Source organism: Amycolatopsis sp. NPDC114478 (assembly GCF_055633805.1).
The window spans coordinates 1-22,688 of record NZ_JBVKDO010000032.1 but is presented as its reverse complement, the minus strand read 5'-3'; the positions used below and the strand labels follow the sequence as shown (position 1 = coordinate 22,688).

Sequence of the window (22,688 nt, the reverse complement as noted above, 5' to 3'; positions counted from 1 at the left end):
CCCCGCACCGAACTACTGCCTACAGCGGGTGCACCGGGCCGTTGTTCGTGTAACCCCGCACGTTCGACGGCGCGCCGGCCGCCGGGGGCTGGACGAACCCGTTGATGTGCAGGGCGACGGAGCGGATGGAGCCGACGTCGCCGCCGGCCGCGTCCACCACGAAGAACGTCCAGGTGCCGTCGACCGCCGCACCGGTCAGGTTGCCGGTCAGCGCCTGGGTCGGCCGCCACGTCCCGGTGAACGGCGCGTTGGCCGAGGTCACCGTGCTGAACGCGGCCGCGGCGTTGTCCGCGAAGACGACCTGGCACAGGTTCTTGCCGGAGCCGCCGTTGCGCTGGAACACCGTCGCCTTCGCACCCGAAGGCGCCGTCAGCGTGCCGATCAGGTCACCGACGTAGGAGTGGTTGAGCCCCACCGTCGTCGAGGTCGGGTCGGTGCTGCAGGTGCTGCCGTCCACCGAGAACGTCACCTTGGACGCGCGGCCGACCCCGGTGACCGGGATGGTCACCGACGCCCCGACCGGGCTGTTGTCCGGGATCGCCACCGGCGCGCCGGTGTAGGCGAAGTCCTGCGCGACCGGCGACGGGGTGCCGACCGGGAGCGAGAACGTCGACGTCGTCGGCGAGTGGGCACCGGCGAAGCTGACGCGGGCGTTCAGCACGACCGGCACGCCGAGCTGCTGCGTCGCCGGGACGGTGATGGTGAAGTCGTTGACGCCGGTCTGTCCGGGGCTGATGGTGCCGTAGGACTTGGACCGCGGCGCCACCGTGACACCCGGGGTCGGGCTGGTGAGCACGACGCTGGTGGACACCGCGGTGCCGTCACCGTCGTTGGTCACCGGCAGCGTCACCTTGGCCGTGTCGCCCGGGTCGAGGGAGGAGCCGCCGTCGGCCGGGGTGACCGTCGGCTGCTTCGCCACCGCGAGGGGCTGCGGACTGGCTCCGGTGTAGGCGAGCGCCTTGTCCGCGAGGATGACGCCGGCGCCGGTGAAGTTGTCGCGGCCCGGGGCTTCGATGTCGACCGCGGTGTTGATCAGCGCCTCGCGCACCTCGGACGGCGGCAGGCCGGGGTTGCCCGAGAGCACGAGCGCCGCGATCGCCCCGGCGTGCGGAGCGGCGGCGGAGGTGCCGAAGAACGGGCTGAAGCCGGTGACGCTGGTCTGCACGCCGTCGGCCGCGGTGATCTCCGGCTTGTTCCGGACCTCACCTCCGGTCGAGGAGACGTTGCCCGGGGTGATCGGGGTGCCGTCGGCCTCGTAGAACATCCGCCGCGGACCGTCGGAGCTGAACCGCTCGGCCTTCGACGTGCTGCTGAACGAGCCCGGGAACGGGCCGGTCGGGTTGGCCGGGTCGCCCGGCTCGAGCGGCCGGCCGAACGCCGCGGCCGCCGGGGTGGCCGCCACGCTGAAGGCGTCGCGCGCGGCCGAGTGGCCGACCGTGACACCCGGGGTGTTGTACGCCTTGAGACCGTCCGCCGAGTCCTTGAACCGGCCGCGCAGCGCGGACAGCGACAGGTAGCGGTTCTGGCCGGAGAACTTCACGACGGCGAGGCGCAGCCCGGTGCCGCCGAAGATCGGCGTCTGCAGGATCTCGTACGGGTCCTGCGTGCCGTCCTGGACGTTCTGGCTGAAGCTGACCACGGCCCCCGCGGAGTTGAGCAGGTAGAGGTCGTAGTCGTTGGCCGAGTGCCCGAGCGGGTCGGACCAGTGCAGCGTCACCGGGACGCCGGCCGAAGAGGCGTCGGAAAGGGGCTCGTAGATCTGGTTGCCCGCGGCGCCGGCGAAGTTGTGCGCGGTGCCGGCGAACTTGCCGACCGACTTGCCGGAGTCGACGAAGTCGCCCTCCCAGTGCCCGGCGGTGCCGTCGGCGACGTTGCCCTCGTTGCCCGCCGACGAGAAGTACAGCGCGCCGTTCGCGGTCACGTCGTTCACGGCCTGGGCGATGATCCAGTCCTGGAACGGGGATTCCTTGAAGTAGATGACGTCGTCGACGATGACGTCGCAGTGCGACTCGAAGCGCAGCTTGCGGATGTTGTCCGCGAAGCTGGCGTCGGAGTTGAACGCCGAGGCGAAACCGAGCGCGGCGTTGGGCGCGAGGTCGTGCATGATCTCGAGCATCGCCGTGCCCTCGTCGCCGCTGCCCTCCTGGCCGGCGATGACGTCCACGTTCGGCGGCAGCTCGCCCTTGGCCTGCGAGGCCGCGAGGGAGTCGACGCCGTCGGACAGCGCGCACGCCTTGACGCCGACGCCGGTGACGCCGAACTGCTGGCGCGCGATGTCGGCGTTGTGGGCGCGGTCGCCCTCACTGGTCACGGTGGCGGCCGCGGCGGCGCTGCGCTGCGACTTCGCGGCGACCGCCTTCTGCAGCTCACCGGCGATGCGATCGGCCTTCTGCTGCTTGGTTTCGGTCTTGGCCGGCGTCGTCGCCGGGGTGGCCAGCTCGCGGGCGGTCATGGCCTGGTCGGCCTGCTCGACGCGCTGGACGTCGCCGCGTGCGGCGATCGCGGAGACCTGGTTCAGCGGCACCTCGGCGCGGACGCTGCCGTAGCGGTCCGACACCGCGCGGATGCCCGCTCCGGCCTTGGTCAGCGAGCCGATGAGGTCCGGGGTGACCTTGCTCGCGCGGATGTCGACCAGGACGGTCCCGGCCGGAGAAACGGCAGCCCCCGACTGCAACGCGGTCAGCTGCTTGGCGACGCCCTTTTCGGCGACGAGCAGCTTGCTGTCCACTTTGGACTCGGCGGCGGTGCGGCCCGCCTTGACGGCCTGCAGGGCGGCGATCTGCTGTTGCGCGGTTTCGGTGAAGGTGTCCGGAGTGGACACCGAGGCGGCCCCCGCGACCGGCGGGGAAACCAGGCCGAGCGCGGCGAGCAAGGCCGCCGCCCCGGCCGTGAGCACTGTGGATCTCGATCTCGTGGAACGGGTATGACGCACGTGCGCCCTCCGATATCTCCAGGCGCGTGCCCCGACTCACGCTGACCGATGCCGGTGATCACCGGCAAGTTCCAGCTAAGTACTGTGAGTTCCGTGTGAGCAGCGGCCGTTCGAGTGACATCGGATGGAGAATTTCCCGAATGGACCGTAAGTCGTAGGCCGTTCAGCGGAACCGCACAACCGTTACAGGGCGAACGAAACGGACCAGCAGCGTCAAGCGGTACCACTGCACGGGATCGCCGGATCGGACAAGAACCGGACAGCCGTCGATCAGAGCACGAACGAGTCCGACCACGGCTGCGCGGCGCGGCCCGACAGCGCGTCCAAAAGGGTCACCGCCTGCTTGTCGGTCAGCGAAGCCACGAAGTCCACGACCGCGCGCCCGCGCGCCAGGCCGCGCACGGCGTCCGGACCGGACACCGGCTCCCCCGTCGCCCCGATCAGCAGCTCCGGCGCCGAGCGCGCCAGCTCCGTGTACTCGGCGTGCGCCAGCTCGACCAGGTCGTGCAGCCGCCGCGGCAGCCGCGAAACCTCGTCGCGGTCGGAAAGCCACGCGTCCAGCGCGTCCACCAGGCTGGACACGACGCCCGCCTGGCCGCGCTGGTGCAGCGCGAGGTCCGGGCGCAGCAGCACGAACCGGCGGTGCACGAACTTCAGCACCTGGACTTCGTGCCACTGCGCGGGCCGCAGCGAGACGTGACCGGTGCGAGTGGACGGCGACGCGAGCACGACCACGCCGTCGACCAGGCGGGCGGTCCAGTTCGCGGAGAACGCCGCCGTCGCCTGCTCGGCTTCGATCGAGCCGTCGAACTCCCCGGCGAGCAACCCGTCGACCAGCTCCGCGCGCACCCGCGCGACGGCCGCGGCGAACGCGTCGTCGTCGACGATCCAGGCGTCCTTGACGTGCATGCGGCGGCGGACGCGCTCCAGCGAACGCCCCGGCCGCCGCAGCTCCGCGTGCAGCGTTTCGTCGTCGAGCGCGGCGAGCTCGTCCGCGTGCTCGAGCCACTCCCCCAGCTCCGCCGCGACCGGCGCGTGCTGCAGGACGCCGATGCGGTGGAAGTCCTGCAGGTCGTGGATGGCGTAGGCGATGTCGTCGGCGGTGTCCATCACGGACGCTTCGACCGTCTGCTGCCAGCTTTCGACGCGCCCCGCGAACGCCGCGCGCGCCTGTTCGAAGTCGTCGAGTTCGGTGGCGTAGGCGGAGAACTTGGCCGCGCCGGTGCCGGGCGCCTCCTCCGGCTCGGCGGCGCCGCGCGGCGGCACGGCCATCGCGGACGGGTGCGGCTCGGGGTGGTGCAGCCGCAGCCACGGGTACTTGAGGACGGCGGCGCGCACCGCCGTGGTCAGGTCGAGCCCGATCGCCGACGGCCCGCGCACGTCGGTCGTGGTGATGATGCGGAACGTCTGCGCGTTGCCCTCGAAGCCGTCGGCCAGGCCGAAGCGGTGCCGGGCGATGCGGTCGAGCGTCTGCTCGCCGAGGTGCCCGAACGGCGGGTGCCCGAGGTCGTGGGCGAGCGCGGCGGCCTCGGCGACGTCGGGGTCGCAGCCGCCCAGCTTGTCGGCCAGGCCGGCGTCGGGACCGGCGGTGATCCGCTCGGCGATGGCGCGGGCGACCTGCGCGACCTTCAGGCTGTGGGTCAGCCGGTTGTGCAGCAGCCCGGCGCCGCCGGCGCTGACCACCTGCGTCACCCCGCCGAGCCGGGCGAAGAAGGGCGAAGCGGCGATGCGGTCGCGGTCGATCCGGAACGGGCTGGTCGCCAGGTCGGTGAAGCCGCCGGCGTTGGAGACGGGGTCCCTCCGCACCACCCTGGGGTCGGTCTGCTCGCTGCCCTGATCCATGCGCCCGACCTTATCCGGCTTCACCCGAACGGCGGGCAGGCGCGTGGGTACCCCTGTCGTATGTCCCGAGCGATGGTCACGACGCTGGCAGCACTCGCGTTCGCCCTGGTCGCGTGCGGCGGCCCACCGGCCGCACCCAGCGCGACCTCGGTGCCGGAGCCGAGCTCGACCTCGGCGGCGCGCATCAAGGTCCCGGACGTCTCCGGCATGAACCACCAGGACGCCCAGAACGCGATGCAGAAGGCCGGGCTCTACAACCTGCGCGAGGTCGACGGCACCGGCCGGGGCCGCGCGCTGGTCGTGGACCGCAACTGGGTCCAGACGGGCCAGGACCCGGCGCCCGGCACCGAGGTCCCGCCCGACGCGGTGATCACGCTGACCGCGGTCAAGTACACCGACCGCTAGGCCTCCGGCGGGGTCGTGTACGCCTTCAGCGTGCGGTCGGCCGCCGCGCGGGCCTTCGCCGGGTCCGCGCCCGCCGCGACGTCGGCCTCGTACCAGGCGTCGTTCGACGCCGTCATGAACCGGATGCCTTCGGGCGACATCATCCAGGCCATCGCCGCCTCGGGGTCGACGGCCGTGCCCGGCGCGCGCAGGTGCAGGACCAGGCCGACCAGCGCCCCGTCCCAGCCGATGCCCACCGCGCCCGGGCCGAACTCGTCCCAGCGCTCGTCGACGTGGGCGACGTGCTCCAGCTCGAACCGGGTGCCCTCGCCTTCGGGCGTCAGGCGCACCTCGATCCAGCTGACGTTGCCGCCGAACTCCCACGTGGCGGCGAAGCTCTTCGGCGGGTCGCAGCGCTCGACCGTGCCGCCGGCGTTGCCCTCCAGCTGGTACTTCCCGCCGACCTTCAGCTCGCCGCTGACCGGCAGGAACCAGCGCGGGATGCGCTCGGGGTTCGTGCAGGCGTCCCACAGGTCGTCGACGCCGGTGTCGTAGACCTGGCTGATGGTCAGGACGCGGGCCTCCTTCCCCTCGAGCACCCGGTCGCCGAGCGTCCGGCGGACGGCGCTGATCTGGTGGCTGACCTCGATCACGGACGTTCTCCTTCTTCGGTGGTTCGCCGGGCGCGCTTGCCGCGGGCGATTTCGGTGGCCAGTGCGTCGAGCGGCGAGGTCCAGAACCGGCGGAACCGGTCGAGCCAGGCGTCGACGTCGCGCAGCGGGTCGTGCCCGACCGCGTACAGCCGCCGCGTGCCGTCCTGGCGGACGATCGCGAAGCCGTTGTCCCGCAACACCTTCAGGTGCTGCGATACCGCGGGCTGCGAGATGCCGAACTCGGCCCGGATCACCTCGGTCACCGCGCCGGCGGCCCGTTCGCCGTCGGCCAGCAGCTCGAGGATCCGGCGGCGGACCGGGTCGCCGAGGACGTCGAACGCGTGCACGTCGTCAAGTTACAAGCAGCGACTTATATAAGTCAACCGTGATCTAGTGGCAGACGTCACCCTGCGTTACTCCGATTCGGGTATCGGTGGTGAACATCAGTCGACATCGGTTTCGTTTCGCCGCCCGAGCCGCGACGATCGGGGCGTGAAGTCGCCACGCGCGGTCCGCTTCGCCTTCCAGCCGCTGTACAGCCTCCACACCGGGGGCGTCGTGGCTCACGAAGCGCTGGCCAGGCCGGGCCAGGGCACCGTCCCCGAGCTGCTCGCCCAGGCGCGCCGCGACGGCCGCCTCGCCGAGGTCGACCTCGGCCTCGCGATCGCCGCCGTCCGGCAGGACGAGACGACGCTCCCCCTGCACCTCAACCTCTCCGCGCGCACCCTCGCGGCACCGGCGGCGATGTACGAAGACCTCCTCGAAGAGCTCGGCGACGCCGGGCGCCGCACCCGCGACGTCGTCCTCGAGATCGGGCCGCCGTTCGCGCCGCTGCCCGCCGACCGCGCGCTGGCCGGGATGCGGGCGCTGACCGAGCTCGGCTTCCGGCTCGCGCTCGACGGCCTCGGCCGCGGCGACCTGCCGCTCGGCCTGCTCGTCGACGCGCCCGTCGACCTGGTCAAGCTCGACCGCACGGTGCTGCGCGGGCTGCCGGACGACCAGGCGTCGGTCGCCGTCGTCGAGGCGCTGCTGCACTACACCAACCGCACCGGCACGCGGCTGGTCGCGACCGGCGTGGAAACCGACGCGCAGCTCGACGCCGTCCGCGGCCTCGGCGTCCGGATCGCGCAGGGGAACCTGCTGGCCCCGCCGACCGCCGCCGGTCCCGCGCCGGCTTTGCTCACCCGGCCCCAGCAGCCCACGCGCGCGCCGGGTCCGGCGCAGTGCGTCGGCGACTTCCTCCGGCCGGCCACGACGCTGCCGGAGTCCGCGACCTGCGACGAGGTCCGCGAGGTGCTGGCGGCGGCCGACGCGCCGTCGGGCGTCGTCGGGGTCGACGAGCTGAACCGGCCGCGCTGGTCGGTCGACCGGACGCGGTTCCTGGTCGCGGTCACCGGCCCGTACGGGCACGCGCTGCACGCGAAGCGCCCGGCGGCGCGGCTCGCGGACACGCCGCACACGATCGAGGCCCGCGCGGGCGCGATGGAGTTCCTGGAGCTGGTGACCGACGCCGACTGGGGCCGCACCGGCGACGACGTCGTGGTGGTCGACGAGGTCGGCCGCTGCCTCGGCGTGGTGCTGGTGACCGAGGTGGTGCGCGGGGTGGCCGAGGCGAAGGTCGAGGCCGCGGCGGCGCTGAACCCGCTGACCCGGCTGCCGGGCAGCGACACGGTGGCCCGCGACGTCGGCCGCCGCATCACGATCGGCGAGCCGTTCGTGGCGGCGTGGCTGGACATCGACGCGTTCAAGGCGGTCAACGACACGGCGGGCTTCGCGGCGGGCGACGACCTGATCCGCGAGCTGGGCGGCGCGCTGACGGCGTTGTCCGGGCAGCTGAGGCGCATGCGGGTGAGCCACGTCGGCGGCGACGACTTCCTGGTGGTCTGCGACGTCGACGAGATCGGGACGGTCGCGGGAGCACTGCTGGACCGCCAGTGGACGGCGGACGGGATGCCGGTGACGGTGTCCCTGGCCACGCTGGTGTGCGCGAGCGGCTCGATCCGCTCGTACCAGGAGGCGTCGCGGCTGCTGGCGCCGTTGAAGAAGCGCGCGAAGGCGGTGCCGGGGTCGAGCTGGGTGCTGAGCCGGCCGGGCGCGGACCGGGTGGAAGTGCTGCGCGGTATCGGAACCCGCGGTCTGCAGGCGGCGGCCGGTTAGCCGGCGAACGTCCGGATGGCGGTCCGGTAGGGGCCGGTGCCGGGGTCCGGGTCGATCAGCAGCGTGAAATCGGGCAGCGCGGTCGGAGCGGGCCGTCCCTCGGCGTCCCGCTGCCCGGGCTCGGCGTTCCAGTCGAGCAACGCCACCGTCACGCGCCACCGGCCCGCCGGCAGCGGGAGGTGCACGCCCGCCTCGGCGTCCGCTCCCACGTGCTCGATGCCGCTGATCCTCGCGTCGCCGGAGGTGACGAACAGGTAGGGATCCGAGGACACGAGGAGGTATCGGCGTTCCCGCGACGTCAGGTCCGCGGTGGCCGACACCGAACCGACCCGCGCCAGCACCTGGAACGCTCCGTCGCCTCCGATGTCGATCGGCACGAACGAGCCGGCCGTGATGTGCCGGACGATGTCTTCGTCTTCGAGCAGCTCCGGCTCCCACGTGTCGTAATCGACGACGCCGGCGAACGACGCCGGGGACCACAGGCCGAACATCCCGGCATCGGTGGCCATCACGCCGGTCACTTCCACGGGTCGCGCTCCCCTGCTCACGGTCCTGGCTCCGGGCGATGGTACGCACGCTTCCGGTTCGCCGCGCCGAGTCCTTCCCTCAGTTTCCGCCGAGCGGGAGCTGAGCCTGGATCGCCGACACGGTCCACGTCACGTAGTCCTCGTGCGGCCAGCCGCACACCCCCACCAGATGGTCGTAAGCCTCGTGGGACGTGAGCAAGCCGATCGCGTCCGCCAGCCGGCCGGACGGCGGCACCCCCGCGTCCTCCAACCGTTCCACGATCTCCGCGTGTCGGGCCACCGCCAGCTCCGCGCGGACCGCCGCCACCGCCGGGTCGGCCATCGCCGCCGTCGTGAACGCTCGCCAGATCGGCAGTGACCGGCGGACGCCCGACGCCAGCCTCGCGACCATCTCCGGCAGCTCCTCCAGCGTGCCGCGCCCCACGAGGCCGTCCAGGTTCACCGCGTCCGGGTTGCCCGCGAAACCGTCCCGGAACGCCGCCAGCAGCAGGTCCGCCTTGCGGCCCGTCTGCGTCACCGTCTCCAGGCTCACCTCAGCCGCGGCCGCGATCTGCCGCATGCTCGTGCCCGCGTAGCCGCGCTCGGCGAACAGCCGCCCCGCCGTCGCGACCACGTGCGCGCGGGTCTGCCGGGCTCGCGCCGCGCGCACCGGGGACGAGTAGCGGCGCCGTTCGGGTATCGTCATCAATTGGATAGTACAGCGTATCGGTCAATCGAGGGGGAACCATGGCCCGCGTACTCGTCTGCGTCCAGCCCGCCCGGGGCCGCGTCGGCCCGACCAAGCCGATCGTCGAAGCCCTGCTCGCCGAAGGGCACGACGTCACCGTCGTCACCGGCGCGCGCTACCGGGAGGCGTTCGGAAAAGCCACCGTGAAGCTCCTGCCGCCGGAGGCCGACTTCGACGAGACCGACCTCGACGGCTCCATCCCCGGCCGCGCCGGGAAACGCGGGCTGACGCTCGCCCGGTTCGACCTCGCGAACTTCGTGAGCGCGATACCCGCCCAGCTGAGCGTCCTGGACCTCGACGTCGACGTCGTCCTGTGCGACCCGCTCTTCATGGCCGGCCTCGCCCTGGTCCGCCGCGAGCACCGGCCGCGCGTGCTGGTGCTCGGGTTCCTGCCGTTCATGCCGCCCGTGCCGAGCGGCCCGAACAGCGCGTTCCTCAAGGTGCTCGCGCCCTGGGTGCTCGGGCCGGCCCAGCGGCGAGCCCGCGAAGTGCTGGGCGAGGACCCCGGCCTGCTGTTCGCGAACTGGCCCCTGCGCAGCGACGGCGTGCTGCAGATGACCTGCCCGGGCTTCGAATACCCGCGCCCGAACGCGCCGCTGCACTTCATCGGCCCGACGACGGTCAGCGCGGCGGACGAGCACCCGCTGCCGCCGTGGTGGGCCGACCTCGACGGCTCCCGGCCGGTCGTGCACGTGACCCAGGGGACGGTGGCCAACGACGACCTGAGCCGGCTCGCCGAACCCGCGATCGACGCCTTGGCCGGGGAAAACGTGCTCGTCGTCGTGACGACGTGCGGAGGGACGCTGCGGCCCGGCCCGTTGCCGGCCAACGTCCGCGTCGCCGATTTCCTGCCCTACGACGACCTGCTCCCCCGCTGCGCCGCGGTGGTCACGAACGGCGGGTACGGCGGCGTCAACCACGCCCTCCGGTACGGCGTGCCGCTGGTCGTGGTCGGGGCCAGCGAGGACAAGCGCGAGGTCGCCACCCGCGTCACCTGGTCCGGCGCCGGGATCGGCCGCGCCCGCGCGTCGGCCTCGCCCAAGAGGCTCCGGCGGGACGTCCGCGCCGTCCTGGACGAGCCGCGCTACCGCGACCGGGCGAAGGAGCTGGCCGCCGAGATGGCGGCCGGGCCGTCGCTGGCCGAGGTGGTGGAGCTCATCACGGCGTAGGGTTCCGGAATGACGCCGGACGCCGGGATCCACGCCGCGATCGAGGAGCACTGGGCCGCGTCCGAACGCGGCGACGTCGAGCGGGAGCACGCGATCTACGCCGCCGACGCGATCCTGGACTACCCCCAGTCCGGAGAGCGCTTCCGCGGCCGCGAGACCATCCAGGCGCAGCGCGGCGGTCACCCGGCCGAGCGCCACTTCACGGTCCGCCGCATCCAGGGCCGGGGCGACCTCTGGGTCAGCGAATGCGTGATCACCTACGACGGCGCGCCGACCCGCACGGTCAGCATCATGGAGTTCGCCGACGGGCTCGTGACCCGCGAAACGCAGTACTTCGCCGACCCGTTCCCGGCGGCGCCGTCGCGGGCGGCGCTGGCCGAGCCGATCCCCGGCGCTCAGGAGCCCTGAGCCGCGAACCGCTCGTCGACCTCCGCCGCCGTCAACCCGAAGTCCTCCAAGCGGTAGCGGTGCACCGGCTTCCGGTCCCCGGAACGGCTTTCCGAGTGCAACGCGGTCATCGCCGCGCGGGCCTCGTCCGTCAAGGACAGTCCGAAGTGGTCGTACACGGTGGACACCGTGCCGATCGGGTCGGCGACGAAGTCCTCGTACGCGACGTCGCAGAACTGGGCGGCGTCGTACCGGGTGCGGGCTTCGCGGAACTCCTCCGCGCCACGAGCCCACAGCTCCAGCTGGGAACGCCCGATCACCTCGCCGCGGAACTTCGTGGACCAGCCGTCCGCCGCTTTCTCCGCGAGGCTGCACATCGAGCCCATGATCGTGCGCGGCGCGCGGTGGGTCTGGATCACCAGCGCGTCCGGGTACGCCGCCATCAGCGCGTCCAGCGCGAACAGGTGGCTCGGGTTCTTGAGCACCCACCGCTTGCCCGCGTCCGGCAGCCCGATGAGCTGCAGGTTGCGCCGGTGCCGGGCGTAGGCGTCCGTCCAGTCCTGCTTCGCGAGCCAGCGCGAGTACCGCGGCACGTGCGCCAGGCACTCGAACGACACCGACCGCATCGACTGCCGCAGCAGCTGCCAGCACTCCTCCACCTGGTCCGCGGACATGTGGTGCACGCCCATGAACTCCGGGTGCTCGACGTGGTGCCGCTCGTAGCCGGCTTGGATCCCTTGGTACACCGGGTTGTCCGGCCACGTCGCACGCGGCGGCCGCGGCTGCGGGACCTCGGCGAGCCAGACCTCCAGGCCCTGGTGGCCGGGGTCCTCGGCGAGCAGCCGGTGCAGCGCGGTCGTGCCGGTGCGGGGCAGGCCGGTCACGAAGATCGGCCGTTCGATCGGGACGTCCGCCGAAGCGGGGTGCTGCTTCCAGCCCGCCTCGCTGAGCAGCCGGGCGACCAGCGCGCCGCGCAGCATCGCCCGGTGCACCTTGTTGCCGTACGGCGTGAGGTCTTCGTCCGCCTCGTACGCCTCCAGCAGCACGCGCAGGCCCTCGAGGTACTCGTCCGCGCCGAAGTCGTCGAGCCCGGTGAGCTTGGTGGCCGACGCGTGCAGGTCCTCGACGGTGCCGACGTCTTCGCGGCCGGGACGCATGGATCCTCCTAGTGGTGGTACTCGCCGCCGTTGACGTCGAGGCACTGCCCGGTGATCGCGCGCGCCATCGGCGAGGCGAGGAACACCACGGCGTCGGCGATCTCGTCCGGCTCCGGCAGCTTGCGCAGGTCTATTGTGGACGCGGTCTCGGCGTAGACCTCTTCGGGCGTGATGCCGCGTTCCTTGGCCAGGTAGTTGAAGTACCACTTGAGGTTCGGCGCCCAGATGTAGCCGGGCGCGACGGTGTTGACGCGGATCCCGTCCGGACCCAGTTCGCTGGCGAGGCTCTGGGAAAGCGACAGCAGCGCCGACTTCGCCATCTTGTACGCGCCGAACGTGCGCCGCGAATGCCGCAGCACGGCCGAGTTGATCATCACCAGCGAGCCCTTGCTCTCCTTGAGCGCGGGCAGGAACAGCCGGGTCAGCCGGAGCACCGAAATCCCGGCGGTCTCGAATCCTTTGCGGACCGCGTCGAGGTCCACAGTGGCCAGGTCGGTCAGCGGCGGGACGGCGAAGGCGTTGTGCACCACCGCGTCCACCCGGCCGAACGCTTCGAGGGCTTCGTTCACCAGGTTCGCGGCGGAGTCGGCGTCGTCGATGTCGGTCCGGACCGCGACGGCGCGGCGCCCGAGGTCGGTGACCTCCTTGGCGACCTCGGTCAGCCGCGACTCGGTGCGCGCGGCGAGCACGACGTCCGCGCCGGCCTCCGCGCTGCGCACGGCGATCGACCGGCCGAGCCCCGGGCCGATGCCGGAGACGACGACCACCTTGTCCCGCAACAGGTCCGACACACTCACCCCAGCATCCGGGCGGCGACGGCGTCCTGCCGGGCCGCGATCCGCGCCGACCACTCGGCCGGCGTCACGCGTGCTTCCTCGTGGAAGGGCAGCCGGTCCGGCAGCTCGTCCACCTTGACGACCTCGACGACCGGCCCGTCGTCCGGGCTGAGGTCCCGCGCGAGCCGCTGCCAGCGGATCTGGACGTACCCGCGTTCGTGCCCGGTGCGTTCCAGCCAGTTCGCCAGGCCGGGGTCGCGCTCGCTGATGACGAACCGGATCTTGCCGTCCGGGTCGACGCGGGCCTGGTCGGCGGTGAGGCTCGTCTGGTGGTTGATGTAGTCGAGCGAGACGTACCAGAGGCTGCCGAGCTGGATGCCCTGGTAGGGCGCGTCCGCGCAGCGCGGCACGGTGACGATCATGGCCTCTTCGTCGCCGAGCTCGTAGTGCCCGGCCGAGGAGAACTGCGTGGTCAGCCCGCCCGGCGTCGAGCGCGGCTCGGTCATCGTGTTCACCGGCAGGTTGTCGTAGAACCACTTCGGGAACGCGAGGAACGTGTTCAGCCGGCTCAGCAGGATCTTGCCGGTGACGCCGTAGCGCTTCGCCATCGCCGAGCGGTCCGGCACCGGCGGCGCCTGGCCCGCGGTGTCGACGCACCGGATCCGGATTTCGCCGCGTTTCTCGGTCGCCCAGTCGCTGTGGACCTCGCGGACGACGAGCATCGACGAGCCCTCGCCGAGGACGAAGTAGTTCGGCCCCGGGTTTTCGCGGGCCGGGCCGAAGCGCAGCTCGAACCGGCCGTCTTCGCCGATTTCGATGGCCCGGTCGTCGAACGCGGCGAGGCTGTCGGGCACCACCACTGGCGAGTAGTCGCCGTTGAGGATCTGGAAGCTCAGGTCCGCGGTGGTCCCGCGGACGCCGGTGACGAGGTACTCGCGGTCGGCGCGGATGTTCGCGTTGAAGTACAGCGTGTCCGGGTTGTCCAGGCCCATCTTCGTGTACGGCCCGGTGGACGCGGTGAAGTACGGGAAGTCGCGCTGGTAGGCCCAGGCCATCTGCAGCGACGCGCGGATGCTCCCGGCGAGGTAGTCGTAGCCCTCCAGCAGACCCTGCTCGGTCTGCGCCGGCGGGGCTTCGGCGATCAGCTTCTCCGCCTCGGCGATCGCGTCGGCGAACGGCCGCGTCAACGAGAACTCGTTCTCGATCATGCCGGAACGGCCCAGCGGTTCGCGAGCAGCCGGAAGCCCGGGGTGTCCGCCCACGAGACCATCGACTCGTAGGTCCGGACGTACCCGATGTGCGTCATCCGCCAGGCGCCGTCGGCCTCCCGGCGGTAGGTGTCCTCGTAGAAGGCGGCCCCCTCGATGATCACCTTGTGGTCGGGGACGATGACCTTGTCGGTGAACGACCACCGCCCGGTCGCAGTGTCGCCGTCGACCTCGATCTCGGGCTGACCTGCGTGGTGAACGGTGATGATGCCGTTGCCGAGGCTCTTGGTGAGGAACTCGACGATGGCGTCGCGCCCCTCGAAGTGCTTCCCGTCCTCACCGGTGGCACGGGTCCCGTAGTCGGCCGTGGCGTCGACGGTGAAGGAGTCGGCCACCTCGTCCCACTGCTTCAGGTCGACCGCGCGGAGGTAGCGGTACTTCAGCCGGCGGATCTCTTCGAGTACGACCAGGTCCATCGTCCCAGGATCGCGCACCGCTTGACCGATGACAAGAACATGTTCTACTTTTTTCCGGTGTCCGTGGCCTATGAGCTGTCCCACCTGGCCGCGCTCGAAGCGGAGGCCGTGCACGTCTTCCGCGAAGTCGCGGCGACCTTCGAACGTCCGGTGCTGCTCTTCTCCGGCGGCAAGGACTCGGTGGTGATGCTGCACGCCGCCGCGAAGGCGTTCTGGCCGGCGCCACTGCCCTTCCCCGTGCTGCACGTCGACACCGGCCACAACTTCGACGAGGTCATCCGGTTCCGCGACGAGACGGTCGCCGCCTTGAACCTCCGGCTGCTCGTCGCGAGCGTGCAGGACGACATCGACGCCGGCCGCGCCGTCGAGGAGACCGGGCCGCGGGCGAGCCGCAACCGGCTCCAGACCGTCACGCTGCTGCGCGCGATCCGCGAGGGCGGCTTCGACGCCGTGTTCGGCGGCGCCCGCCGCGACGAGGAGAAGGCGCGCGCGAAGGAGCGCGTGTTCAGCTTCCGCGACGAACACGGCCAGTGGGACCCACGCGGCCAGCGCCCGGAGCTGTGGAACCTCTACAACGGCCGGCACCGGCGCGGCGAGCACATCCGCGTCTTCCCGCTGTCGAACTGGACCGAGCTGGACATCTGGCAGTACATCCGCGACGAGCGGATCGCGCTGCCGCCGCTGTACTACGCCCATCGCCGCGAGGTCGTCCAGCGCGACGGGATGCTGCTGGCGGCCACGCGGTTCCTGTCCCTTGTGGACGGTGAGACGCCGTACGAGGCGACTGTGCGCTTCCGGACCGTCGGGGACGCCACCTGCACCGGGTGCGTCGAATCGTCGGCGGCGACACCGTCCGAAGTGGTCGCCGAGGTGGCCGCCACGCGCGTCACCGAACGCGGCGCGACCCGCGCCGACGACCGGATTTCCGAAGCAGGCATGGAAGACCGCAAGCGAGAGGGCTACTTCTGATGCAGCTGCTGCGGATCGCCACGGCGGGGAGCGTGGACGACGGGAAGTCCACGCTGATCGGCCGGCTGCTGTTCGACTCGAAGGCGATCTTCACCGACCAGCTCGCCGCCGTCGAACGCGCCAGCCGCGAACGCGGCGAGGACTACCCCGACCTCGCGCTGCTCACCGACGGCCTGCGCGCCGAACGCGAGCAGGGCATCACCATCGACGTCGCCCACCGCTACTTCGCCACGCCCAAACGCAAGTTCATCATCGCCGACACACCGGGGCACCTGCAGTACACGCGGAACATGGTGACCGGCGCGTCGACGGCCGACCTGGCGCTGGTCCTGGTGGACGCGCGCAAGGGCGTGCTGGAGCAGTCGCGGCGGCACGCGTTCCTCGCGTCGCTGCTCGGGATCGGGCACCTCGTGGTGTGCGTGAACAAGATGGACCTGGTCGGCTGGTCCCGAGAACGGTTCGACGAGATCCGCGAGGAGTTCCGCCGGTTCGCGATGAAGCTCGACGTCGCCGACCTGACGTTCGTGCCGGTTTCGGCGCTGCACGGCGACAACGTCGTCCACCGCAGCGCGAGCATGCCGTGGTACGAAGGGACTTCGCTGCTGCACCAGCTGGAGGAGGTGCACGTCGCCTCCGACCGGAACCTGATCGACGCGCGGTTCCCGGTGCAGTACGTGATCCGCCGGTCGGACTTCCGCGGCTACGCGGGCACCATCGCGGGCGGGGTGTTCAAGCCGGGCGACGAGGTCGTGGCGCTGCCGTCGGGGTTCACCTCCCGGGTGCGCGCGGTGTGGGGCCCGGGCGGGAAACCGCTTTCGGAGGCCTTCACCGGGCAGGCGGTCGCGGTCGAGCTGGCCGACGACCTGGACCTCGGGCGCGGCGCGATGCTGTGCCGCCCGGGCAACCGCGCGGAGTCGGCCCGCGAGGTCGACGCGCTCGTGTGCTGGTTCTCGTCTCGTTCATCGCTGACGCCAGGCGCTTCTTACGTGGTCCGGCACACGACGACCGAGACGCGCGGTTCGGTGGAGCGGCTGGAGTACCGCCTCGACGTGACGACGCTGCACCGTTCCGAGGCGGATTCCCTGTCGTTGAACGACATCGGCCGCATCCGGCTGCGCACGCGCGCGCCGCTGCTGTTCGACCCGTACCGCCGCAACCGCGCCACGGGCGGGTTCCTGCTGGTGGACGAGCACACGGGCGACACGGTGGCGGCGGGCATGATCACGGGCGCGGTCGCGTCCCCGGTCGTCTGGCACACGGCGGCGGTCCGCCGCGAGGACCGCCCCACCCGCGGCGCGACGGTGTGGCTGACGGGGTTGTCGGCGTCTGGCAAGTCATCGGTGGCGGTGGAGCTGGAGCGCCGCTTGGTGGCGGCGGGCCGCCCGGCGTACCTGCTGGACGGCGACAACCTGCGGCACGGGTTGAACGCGGGGCTGGGGTTCAGCCCGGAGGACCGCGCGGAGAACGTGCGGCGGGTGGCGGAGGTGGCCCGGCTGTTCGCGGACGCGGGGGTGGTGGCGATCGCGTCCTTGATCAGCCCGTATGCAACCGACCGAGCTTCGGCGCGCGCGATTTCCGGGGACCTGCCGTTCGTGGAGGTGTTCGTGGACACGCCGCTGGAGGTATGCGAGGCACGCGACCCGAAGGGGATGTACGCGAAGGCGCGGGCAGGTGAGATCACCGGCTTCACGGGCATCGACGCGCCTTACGAGCGGCCTGCGTCACCGGATCTGGTGCTACGACCGGACGACGGCGACCCGTCATCGATGGCGGCGGCGATCCAGGCCTTGCTCGACGACCTCGCCTGAGTTATCCACATCGGGTTCGGCTGTCCACAGATTCACCGCATCACCCGTTCGTGGCAGCGGGCTCCGATAGACTGGGTGCGGGGTCGCCCCCCAGGGAAGGGCGGGGTGCGCTCTCGGGCCGTGGCGTCACCGAACCCCACCAACCAGCTGGTTCTCGTTCCGACCCGCAGCAGTTCGCGCCGATGGCAGTCGACTTTCATGCCGGCGGCCTTGGCCGTCACCATGACCGCGTCCGGCCCGTTCCTGAGCGCCGACGAGATCATCCAGGCACTCGGCCGGTCGGTCACCGGCGGGTCGGCCGAGAGCGATCCGGTGCAGACCGGAGTCGGCAAGGCCTACTCCTGCGAATACGGCAAAGGCCAGACTGGGGCCCTGTACGTCTCCGCGGATTCCACGACGCCCGCGCAGTTCCTCGCGCGGGCGAAAAAGGACTGTGCGAACCCGGTGCCGCTGCCCGGGATCGGCGAAGCCGCGATGCACTGCGACCAGAAGGACGTCGGCCTGAAGATCGCGGTCGCCAAGCACAGCAAGGGCCAGGTGCGGACCGCAACCCTGTTCCTCACCCCGACGGGCAGCGAGGACAGCTACACCACCCTCGCGAAGCTGCTGGCCGACCGGCTCTGAGGCTCAGCAGGATTTCGGCGAGCGTCGGCGCTCCCCGCGCCTGTTCGAGCATCGCCGGGCTCTGGTCTATACCGGTCACGATGGCGCTCTGGTCGCGCAGCGCCGCGAACAGCGGGCCCGGCCCGCAGCCCGCGTCGAGGATCCGCCGGCCGGCCACGTCACCGACAACCCATAGTGCCTGAGTCAGCCCGCCGGGGCGACGAAACCCGAGTCGTACGCCCGGATCACCGCCTGGGTCCGGTCGCGCGCTCCCAGTTTCGCCAGTACGTTGCCCACGTGGGTCTTCACCGTCTGGATCCCCACGTACAGCTCCCCCGCTATCTCCACATTGGACAGTCCGGCCGCCATCAGCCGCAGGACTTCGCGCTCGCGCTCGGTCAGGCCAGATCGGCGACCCGCAGGTCCGCGTCGGCGCCGAGCCGCTTGCGCGCGTGGTCGAGCATCGCCGGGCTCTGGTCGACACCGGTCACGACGGCACCCCGCTCGCGCAGCGCCGCGAACAGCGGCCCCGACCCGCAGCCGGCGTCGAGGATTCGCCGTCCCGCCACATCACCCGCGAGTGCGAGCGTCGCGGGCCGTTCGTAGTAGGCGTTCATGAGACTGGCGTCGTTCTCGGCGGTGTACGCCTCGGCGAAGGTGTCGTACGCGGGAACCCGGGTCATGCAACCCATAGTGCCCGGGTCAGCCCGTCAGCGTGCAGGCCCCCTCAGCGCGGCTTCCGGTTCCTCACCAGCTCGAACACGTAGACGGCGAAGAGGCAGACAACGACCACGAGGACGGGAATTCCGGCGACGAACGCGCTTCCCAAGGACACCGCCAACGGAACTGCGACGATGACCGGAGCGATCGCTATCAAGATCAACGGCAAGTGGTAGGGAACCAACCTCCGGAACACCCTATCGGAGACGCCCATACCCTCGTGCCACCCGGTGAACCCGTTGAACCGACGGGACAACGGTTGTTCGTACCGCTTGCGCAGGTACTCCGAAACGACACCGATCTGCATGGTGTAGAAGACGATGAGGATGCCCAGGAGAAGCGACACCAACGGGGATACCAGAAGCAGCGAGGCACTCCTGCGCTCGATCCCGAAGCCCAGTACGGCCGAGCTCACCGTAACCGAGCAAACGACCAAACTTGTCCTGTGGTCCATCTTCTTGAGGATCTCGTCGCGAAGCGTCCGATACTCGGCCAGAAGGAGATCGCCCGCGAACTCGGCACCGGTCATGATGTCGGCCACTTCAGCCAAATCGAAGTCGGGCTCTCCGTCGGATGTCGTCATCTCGCTCCCGGCAGTCTCACGCATTCCGTCGTCCAAGTCCGTTTCTCCGACGCATTCGTTACGCTTCCGACCAGGGTCTTCGTCAGCCCGCCGGGGCCACGAAGCCCGAGTCGTACGCCCGGATCACCGCCTGGGTTCGGTCGCGCGCTCCCAGTTTCGCCAGTACGTTGCCCACGTGGGTCTTCACCGTCTGGATCCCCACGTACAGCTCCCCCGCTATCTCCACATTGGACAGCCCCGCCGCCATCAGCCGCAGGACTTCGCGCTCGCGCTCGGTCAGGCCGGCCCCCGCCAAGCCGTCGCCGGACGGGCCGTGGTGCGCCGCCAGGCGGCGGATCGCCGCCGGGAACAGCAGCGACTCGCCCGTCACCACCGTGCGGATCGCCGTCACGATCTCCTCCGGCCGCGCCCGCTTCAGCAGGAACCCGCTCGCGCCCGCGAGGAGCGCGTCGTACACGTAGTCGTCGTTCTCGAACGTCGTCACCACGACCACCTTCGGCGGAACGTCTACAGTGGACATCAGGTGCGCGGTGGCCCGGATCCCGTCCACCGCCGGCATCCGCACGTCCATCAGCACGACGTCCGGGCGCAGCCGCGCCACCAGGCCGGGCACCTCGGCGCCGTCGGCCGCTTCGCCGACCACCGTCAACCCGGGCTCGCTGTCGACGATCGCCCGCAGCCCGGCGCGGATCAGCGGCTCGTCGTCCACCAGCAGCACGCGCACGCTCAGCTCCCCCACGGCACCCGCACCTCGACCTCCCACCGCTCGTCCACCCGCCCGGCCGTCAGCTCGCCGCCGAGCACCGCGACCCGTTCGGCCATCCCGCGCACGCCGCGGCCGCCGCCGGTCCGTCCCGTGCCGCTCCCCAGCGGGTTGGCGACGCGGGCGACCAGCCCGTGACCGGCAACGGAAAGAGCCACCGCCACCGGGACCCTACCGGCGTGCCGGACCGCGTTGGTCAGGCATTCCTGCAGGATCCGGTACACCTCGCGCGACACCACCGCGGGCACCGCGGCCAGGTCGCCGTCGATCGACGCGATGACGTCGGTGCCGGCCAGCCGGGTCGTCTCGAGCAACGTCGGCAGCTCGGTCAGCGCCGGCCGCGGCGCCCGGGCCGCCGCCTCCTCCCGCAGCAGCCCGAGGACGTGGTCGAGGTCGTCGAGGGCCGTGCGGGCGGACTCCTCGATCGCGCCGAGCGCGCGCTCGGTGAAGTCCGGGTCGGTGCGCAGCGTCCGCCGGGCGGCACCCGCCTGGACGGTGACGACGCTCAGCGCGTGCCCGACCGAGTCGTGCAGTTCGCGGGCCAGCCGGTTGCGCTCGGCGAGCTGCCCGGTCCGCCGTTCCAGCTGGGCGATCCGGTCGGCGGCCGTCATCCCGAGCAGCCGCACCGCGACCCGGCGCAGCACGCCGCCGACCGCCCACACGGCGTAGATCAGCACCACCACACCCACCGCGAACACCGCCGGCAGCCACACCGAAGGCCACCCCGTGGGCACGGCCACCTCGCCACCTTCGCCGGTCTGCACCAGGTGCCCGGTGAACACGGCACTCACCGACAGCCCGACCGCGACCGGCGCGGCGAGGCTGAAGAAGCTGACGACGAACCCGGTGACGACGTGCAGCACGAACATCCCGGCGGCCCGCCGCCGGCCCGGCCGGCTGCGGGGTTTCGCGGGCGCGTCCGGCACGGGGTCGTCGAGCAGCTCCCGGACGGCGGTGGACTCCAGCACGTGCACGGCGGGCAAGAACGCCGTCCCGGCGAGCACGAGCAGCGTGACGGCGCCCCCGATCACGACGGCCTGGTCGGCGGTGGTTACGAACGGCAGCACCGACGGCACGGCGATGGCGGAGAACAGCAGGTAGGGCACGCTGATCGCGCCGCCGAGGACGAGGTAGACCCAGCGGCGGTAGGTCGCCTTGCTCGTCAGGGGGCGGAGGATGCGCACGGGCCGATCTTCGCAGCCGGCCGGCGCGGGCGCCTCCCTCTCGCGGTGGAGCCGGTCAGGACGACGGCGTCACCACGGTGCGGCGGAAGTGGTCGAAGATGACCGACGTCCGGACGTCGACGATCTCCTTGCGCTGGGTCAGCCGGTCGAGGACGAACCCGCTCAGCTCGTCGTTGTCCGCGACCGCGATGTGCAGCAGGAAGTCGTCGCTGCCGGACATCACGAACACCGACAGCACCTCGGGCAGGCCGGTCACGAACGCGCGGAACGACTCGATGACCGCGCGGTCGGGCGGCCGCAGCCGGACCGCCACCATCGCCTGCACGCCGCGGCCGATCTTCTTCAGGTCGACGTCGACGTGGTGCCCGCGCACGATGCCGCGCCGGGTCAGGTCCCGCACCCGCTCGAGACAGGTCGACTGGGCGATGTGCAGGCGGCGGGCGAGCTCCTTGTTGGTCTGCTTCGCGTCCTCCTGGAGCAAGGTCAGCAGCGCCGCATCGAGTTCGTCCACCGGTGCCTCGTTCTCCCCCACAGCGAGCAGGATTCGGGATTTCGGCCACCCTACCGAATCGGCTGCGGAGTTCGCCGCGGCAGCCCCGCCCGCTGGCTACCGTGACGCCATGATCACCAAATGTGCCATCGTGGTCAGCGAAGAGCTGCCCACCGGTCTCGCGGCGAACGCCGCCGGCGTCCTCTCGGTGACCTTGGGCCACCGGGTCGGCGGCCTCGTCGGGGCCGACGTCGAGGACGCCGACGGCCTCGCCCATCCCGGCATCATCGCCACGCCGCTGCCGATCCTGACGGCGCCGCGAGCGCGGATCGCCGCCGTCGTGCGGGCCGCGGCCGACGACGGCGAACTCTTCTTCGTCTCCTTCAGCGCGCTCGCGCAGAGCTGCCGGACCTACGAGGAGTACACCGGCCGGCTGGCGGCCACGGCGACCGCCGACCTCGACAGCGTCGGCGTCGCCGTGCACGGCCCCCGCAAACGCGTCGACCGGCTGGTCGGCGCGCTCCCGCTGCTCCGCTGAGCGCCGTCAGCGGACCGTGGCCAAGGCCTCCGTGCGCGCCGCCGCGAGGCCGTTCACCCACAACGACTGCACCTTCGCCGCTTCGGTCGCGTCCGGCTTGGCGTTCTTGCACGCCGTTCCCGGGCCGTGGCCGGACATCAGTTCCGTGCACGGGCCGGTGTAGTGGTCCGGCAGGCCCAGGTTGTGGCCCAGTTCGTGCGCCGCGATGCGGGTCGGGTCGTAGCCCTCCGCGACCTGGCTCGTGTCCAGGTAGATGTCGCCGCGGCCGTGGCCGTTGGTGTTCGTGTACGAACCGCCGCTGTGGATCTCGTGGAACTTGATCGTCGCGCCCGTCGAGCGCTTGACCAGCTTCACGTCGGTGACCGCGGCGTTCCAGTTGGCCGCGCCCTGGTCGATCTGGGCGAGGTAGTCCGGGGCACCCGACGAGCTGTAGTACAGCGTCGTGACGGTGGCCGCCGAGGCGGCCGGGGCGAATCCCAGCCCCACCGGGGCCACCAGGAGCAGGGCCGCGATCCGGCCGATCACGCGTCCGTTCATCGTGTCTCCATAAGATTGTTGGTGTTCAGGACGGGATGTTCTGAATGCCCAGGGCGATGGGGTGTGGCTGATGGTGTCTTGCCTCGTGTGGTGGCTTC

The 22,688-nt window shown here is 71.5% G+C and carries 23 protein-coding genes and 3 pseudogenes; 8 read left to right on the top strand and 18 right to left on the bottom strand.

Translation table 11 applies throughout. The features are described 5' to 3' along the window. Positions 1-19 precede the first annotated feature (19 nt). Both ACZ7OH_RS46835 and ACZ7OH_RS46830 read right to left on the bottom strand, forming a co-directional pair. Complete coding sequence (locus ACZ7OH_RS46835) at positions 20-2,896, bottom strand: S8 family serine peptidase (RefSeq protein ID WP_470286844.1); 2,877 nt, start codon at positions 2,894-2,896, stop codon at positions 20-22. Between the two features lie 306 nt (positions 2,897-3,202). After that, positions 3,203-4,774, bottom strand: coding sequence for a deoxyguanosinetriphosphate triphosphohydrolase family protein (locus ACZ7OH_RS46830; RefSeq protein ID WP_470286843.1), 1,572 nt, complete (start codon positions 4,772-4,774; stop codon positions 3,203-3,205). A gap of 60 nt (positions 4,775-4,834) precedes the next feature. Here ACZ7OH_RS46830 and ACZ7OH_RS46825 point away from each other — a divergent pair, with 60 nt between their 5' ends. Next, on the top strand, positions 4,835-5,179 hold the full coding sequence (locus ACZ7OH_RS46825) for a PASTA domain-containing protein (RefSeq protein ID WP_470286842.1): 345 nt from the start codon (positions 4,835-4,837) through the stop codon (positions 5,177-5,179). On the opposite strand, the gene ACZ7OH_RS46820 is transcribed toward ACZ7OH_RS46825, so the two are convergent. Together ACZ7OH_RS46820 and ACZ7OH_RS46815 are read right to left on the bottom strand one after the other, a co-directional pair. Next, positions 5,176-5,811 carry an SRPBCC family protein gene (locus ACZ7OH_RS46820; protein ID WP_470286841.1) on the bottom strand — a complete coding sequence of 212 codons (636 nt, stop codon included), beginning with the start codon at positions 5,809-5,811 and terminating at the stop codon, positions 5,176-5,178. The genes ACZ7OH_RS46825 and ACZ7OH_RS46820 overlap by 4 nt on opposite strands. Continuing rightward, positions 5,808-6,158 carry an ArsR/SmtB family transcription factor gene (locus ACZ7OH_RS46815; protein ID WP_470286840.1) on the bottom strand — a complete coding sequence of 117 codons (351 nt, stop codon included), beginning with the start codon at positions 6,156-6,158 and terminating at the stop codon, positions 5,808-5,810. Before ACZ7OH_RS46815 ends, ACZ7OH_RS46820 begins: the two co-directional genes overlap by 4 nt. A gap of 145 nt (positions 6,159-6,303) precedes the next feature. Between ACZ7OH_RS46815 and ACZ7OH_RS46810 the strand changes: the two genes are divergently transcribed. After that, the gene (locus tag ACZ7OH_RS46810; protein WP_470286839.1) at positions 6,304-7,968 is read left to right on the top strand and encodes a GGDEF domain-containing protein; all 1,665 of its coding nucleotides are present in this window, start codon (positions 6,304-6,306) and stop codon (positions 7,966-7,968) included. On the opposite strand, the gene ACZ7OH_RS46805 is transcribed toward ACZ7OH_RS46810, so the two are convergent. Then, positions 7,965-8,495, bottom strand: a complete 531-nt coding sequence (locus ACZ7OH_RS46805) for a hypothetical protein (RefSeq protein ID WP_470286838.1) — start codon at positions 8,493-8,495, stop codon at positions 7,965-7,967. The two genes, ACZ7OH_RS46810 and ACZ7OH_RS46805, sit on opposite strands and share 4 nt — an antisense overlap. A 79-nt stretch (positions 8,496-8,574) precedes the next feature. Continuing rightward, entirely contained in the window at positions 8,575-9,180 is a 606-nt protein-coding gene (locus ACZ7OH_RS46800; RefSeq protein ID WP_470286837.1) for a TetR/AcrR family transcriptional regulator, read from the bottom strand. Between the two features lie 41 nt (positions 9,181-9,221). Here ACZ7OH_RS46800 and ACZ7OH_RS46795 point away from each other — a divergent pair, with 41 nt between their 5' ends. Both ACZ7OH_RS46795 and ACZ7OH_RS46790 read left to right on the top strand, forming a co-directional pair. Then, positions 9,222-10,391, top strand: coding sequence for a glycosyltransferase (locus tag ACZ7OH_RS46795; RefSeq protein WP_470286836.1), 1,170 nt, complete (start codon positions 9,222-9,224; stop codon positions 10,389-10,391). 9 nt (positions 10,392-10,400) lie between these two features. Further along, positions 10,401-10,799, top strand: coding sequence for a nuclear transport factor 2 family protein (locus tag ACZ7OH_RS46790; protein WP_470286835.1), 399 nt, complete (start codon positions 10,401-10,403; stop codon positions 10,797-10,799). Here the strand turns inward: ACZ7OH_RS46790 and ACZ7OH_RS46785 are convergent. Genes ACZ7OH_RS46785 through ACZ7OH_RS46770 form a run of 4 tightly spaced genes read right to left on the bottom strand, consistent with a single transcriptional unit; the run spans position 10,787 to position 14,395 of the window. Continuing rightward, a complete protein-coding gene (locus ACZ7OH_RS46785; protein WP_470286834.1) occupies positions 10,787-11,935 on the bottom strand; it encodes a sulfotransferase family protein in 1,149 nt (382 codons plus the stop codon). The genes ACZ7OH_RS46790 and ACZ7OH_RS46785 overlap by 13 nt on opposite strands. 8 nt (positions 11,936-11,943) lie before the next feature. Beyond that, entirely contained in the window at positions 11,944-12,726 is a 783-nt protein-coding gene (locus ACZ7OH_RS46780; protein WP_470286907.1) for an SDR family oxidoreductase, read from the bottom strand. Between the two features lie 2 nt (positions 12,727-12,728). Then, on the bottom strand, positions 12,729-13,919 hold the full coding sequence (locus ACZ7OH_RS46775; RefSeq protein ID WP_470286833.1) for a hypothetical protein: 1,191 nt from the start codon (positions 13,917-13,919) through the stop codon (positions 12,729-12,731). Then, complete coding sequence (locus ACZ7OH_RS46770) at positions 13,916-14,395, bottom strand: nuclear transport factor 2 family protein (protein ID WP_470286832.1); 480 nt, start codon at positions 14,393-14,395, stop codon at positions 13,916-13,918. The genes ACZ7OH_RS46775 and ACZ7OH_RS46770 overlap by 4 nt, the downstream gene beginning before the upstream one ends. A 39-nt stretch (positions 14,396-14,434) precedes the next feature. Between ACZ7OH_RS46770 and cysD the strand changes: the two genes are divergently transcribed. From cysD to ACZ7OH_RS46755, 3 genes are all read left to right on the top strand, one after another. Continuing rightward, a complete protein-coding gene (gene cysD, locus ACZ7OH_RS46765; protein ID WP_470286906.1) occupies positions 14,435-15,364 on the top strand; it encodes a sulfate adenylyltransferase subunit CysD in 930 nt (309 codons plus the stop codon). Further along, positions 15,364-17,172, top strand: coding sequence for an adenylyl-sulfate kinase (gene cysC / locus ACZ7OH_RS46760; protein WP_470286831.1), 1,809 nt, complete (start codon positions 15,364-15,366; stop codon positions 17,170-17,172). Before cysD ends, cysC begins: the two co-directional genes overlap by 1 nt. A gap of 198 nt (positions 17,173-17,370) precedes the next feature. After that, a complete protein-coding gene (locus tag ACZ7OH_RS46755) occupies positions 17,371-17,796 on the top strand; it encodes a hypothetical protein (protein ID WP_470286830.1) in 426 nt (141 codons plus the stop codon). Positions 17,797-17,830: 34 nt separating this feature from the next. On the opposite strand, the pseudogene ACZ7OH_RS46750 reads toward ACZ7OH_RS46755, so the two are convergent. The 7 genes and pseudogenes from ACZ7OH_RS46750 to ACZ7OH_RS46720 form a co-directional block, all read right to left on the bottom strand. Continuing rightward, positions 17,831-17,971: pseudogene (locus ACZ7OH_RS46750) on the bottom strand (methyltransferase domain-containing protein); the annotation flags it as partial. Between the two features lie 8 nt (positions 17,972-17,979). Beyond that, a pseudogene (locus ACZ7OH_RS46745) lies at positions 17,980-18,207 on the bottom strand (response regulator transcription factor); the annotation flags it as partial. Next, positions 18,177-18,458 (bottom strand): annotated as a pseudogene (locus ACZ7OH_RS46740) (methyltransferase domain-containing protein); the annotation flags it as partial. The pseudogenes ACZ7OH_RS46740 and ACZ7OH_RS46745, both read right to left, overlap by 31 nt. Before the next feature lie 44 nt (positions 18,459-18,502). Then, positions 18,503-19,114: a hypothetical protein gene (locus tag ACZ7OH_RS46735; protein ID WP_470286829.1), complete on the bottom strand. Its 612-nt coding sequence runs from the start codon at positions 19,112-19,114 to the stop codon at positions 18,503-18,505. 46 nt (positions 19,115-19,160) lie between these two features. Next, positions 19,161-19,808: a response regulator gene (locus ACZ7OH_RS46730; protein ID WP_470286905.1), complete on the bottom strand. Its 648-nt coding sequence runs from the start codon at positions 19,806-19,808 to the stop codon at positions 19,161-19,163. Continuing rightward, positions 19,805-21,025: a sensor histidine kinase gene (locus ACZ7OH_RS46725; RefSeq protein WP_470286828.1), complete on the bottom strand. Its 1,221-nt coding sequence runs from the start codon at positions 21,023-21,025 to the stop codon at positions 19,805-19,807. Before ACZ7OH_RS46725 ends, ACZ7OH_RS46730 begins: the two co-directional genes overlap by 4 nt. A 55-nt stretch (positions 21,026-21,080) precedes the next feature. Next, positions 21,081-21,536 (bottom strand): Lrp/AsnC family transcriptional regulator, encoded by a 456-nt coding sequence (locus ACZ7OH_RS46720; protein ID WP_470286827.1) that lies wholly within the window; start codon positions 21,534-21,536, stop codon positions 21,081-21,083. A 109-nt stretch (positions 21,537-21,645) separates the two neighbouring features. On the opposite strand from ACZ7OH_RS46720, the gene ACZ7OH_RS46715 reads away from it, so the two are divergent. Next, positions 21,646-22,053: a DUF2000 domain-containing protein gene (locus ACZ7OH_RS46715; RefSeq protein ID WP_470286826.1), complete on the top strand. Its 408-nt coding sequence runs from the start codon at positions 21,646-21,648 to the stop codon at positions 22,051-22,053. Positions 22,054-22,059: 6 nt separating this feature from the next. On the opposite strand, the gene ACZ7OH_RS46710 is transcribed toward ACZ7OH_RS46715, so the two are convergent. Continuing rightward, entirely contained in the window at positions 22,060-22,590 is a 531-nt protein-coding gene (locus tag ACZ7OH_RS46710) for a snapalysin family zinc-dependent metalloprotease (RefSeq protein WP_470286825.1), read from the bottom strand. Positions 22,591-22,688 lie beyond the last annotated feature (98 nt).

Bases quoted from the DNA above. Each gene is read 5' to 3' on its own strand.
- ACZ7OH_RS46800 (WP_470286837.1), bottom strand. From the start codon at position 9,180: ATGACGATACCCGAACGGCGCCGCTACTCGTCCCCGGTGCGCGCGGCG.
- cysC (WP_470286831.1), top strand. From the start codon at position 15,364: ATGCAGCTGCTGCGGATCGCCACGGCGGGGAGCGTGGACGACGGGAAG.
- ACZ7OH_RS46710 (WP_470286825.1), bottom strand. From the start codon at position 22,590: ATGAACGGACGCGTGATCGGCCGGATCGCGGCCCTGCTCCTGGTGGCC.
- ACZ7OH_RS46755 (WP_470286830.1), top strand. From the start codon at position 17,371: ATGCCGGCGGCCTTGGCCGTCACCATGACCGCGTCCGGCCCGTTCCTG.
- ACZ7OH_RS46830 (WP_470286843.1), bottom strand. From the start codon at position 4,774: ATGGATCAGGGCAGCGAGCAGACCGACCCCAGGGTGGTGCGGAGGGAC.
- ACZ7OH_RS46715 (WP_470286826.1), top strand. From the start codon at position 21,646: ATGATCACCAAATGTGCCATCGTGGTCAGCGAAGAGCTGCCCACCGGT.
- ACZ7OH_RS46770 (WP_470286832.1), bottom strand. From the start codon at position 14,395: ATGGACCTGGTCGTACTCGAAGAGATCCGCCGGCTGAAGTACCGCTAC.
- ACZ7OH_RS46785 (WP_470286834.1), bottom strand. From the start codon at position 11,935: ATGCGTCCCGGCCGCGAAGACGTCGGCACCGTCGAGGACCTGCACGCG.
- ACZ7OH_RS46790 (WP_470286835.1), top strand. From the start codon at position 10,401: ATGACGCCGGACGCCGGGATCCACGCCGCGATCGAGGAGCACTGGGCC.
- ACZ7OH_RS46775 (WP_470286833.1), bottom strand. From the start codon at position 13,919: ATGATCGAGAACGAGTTCTCGTTGACGCGGCCGTTCGCCGACGCGATC.
- ACZ7OH_RS46825 (WP_470286842.1), top strand. From the start codon at position 4,835: ATGTCCCGAGCGATGGTCACGACGCTGGCAGCACTCGCGTTCGCCCTG.
- ACZ7OH_RS46795 (WP_470286836.1), top strand. From the start codon at position 9,222: ATGGCCCGCGTACTCGTCTGCGTCCAGCCCGCCCGGGGCCGCGTCGGC.
- cysD (WP_470286906.1), top strand. From the start codon at position 14,435: ATGTTCTACTTTTTTCCGGTGTCCGTGGCCTATGAGCTGTCCCACCTG.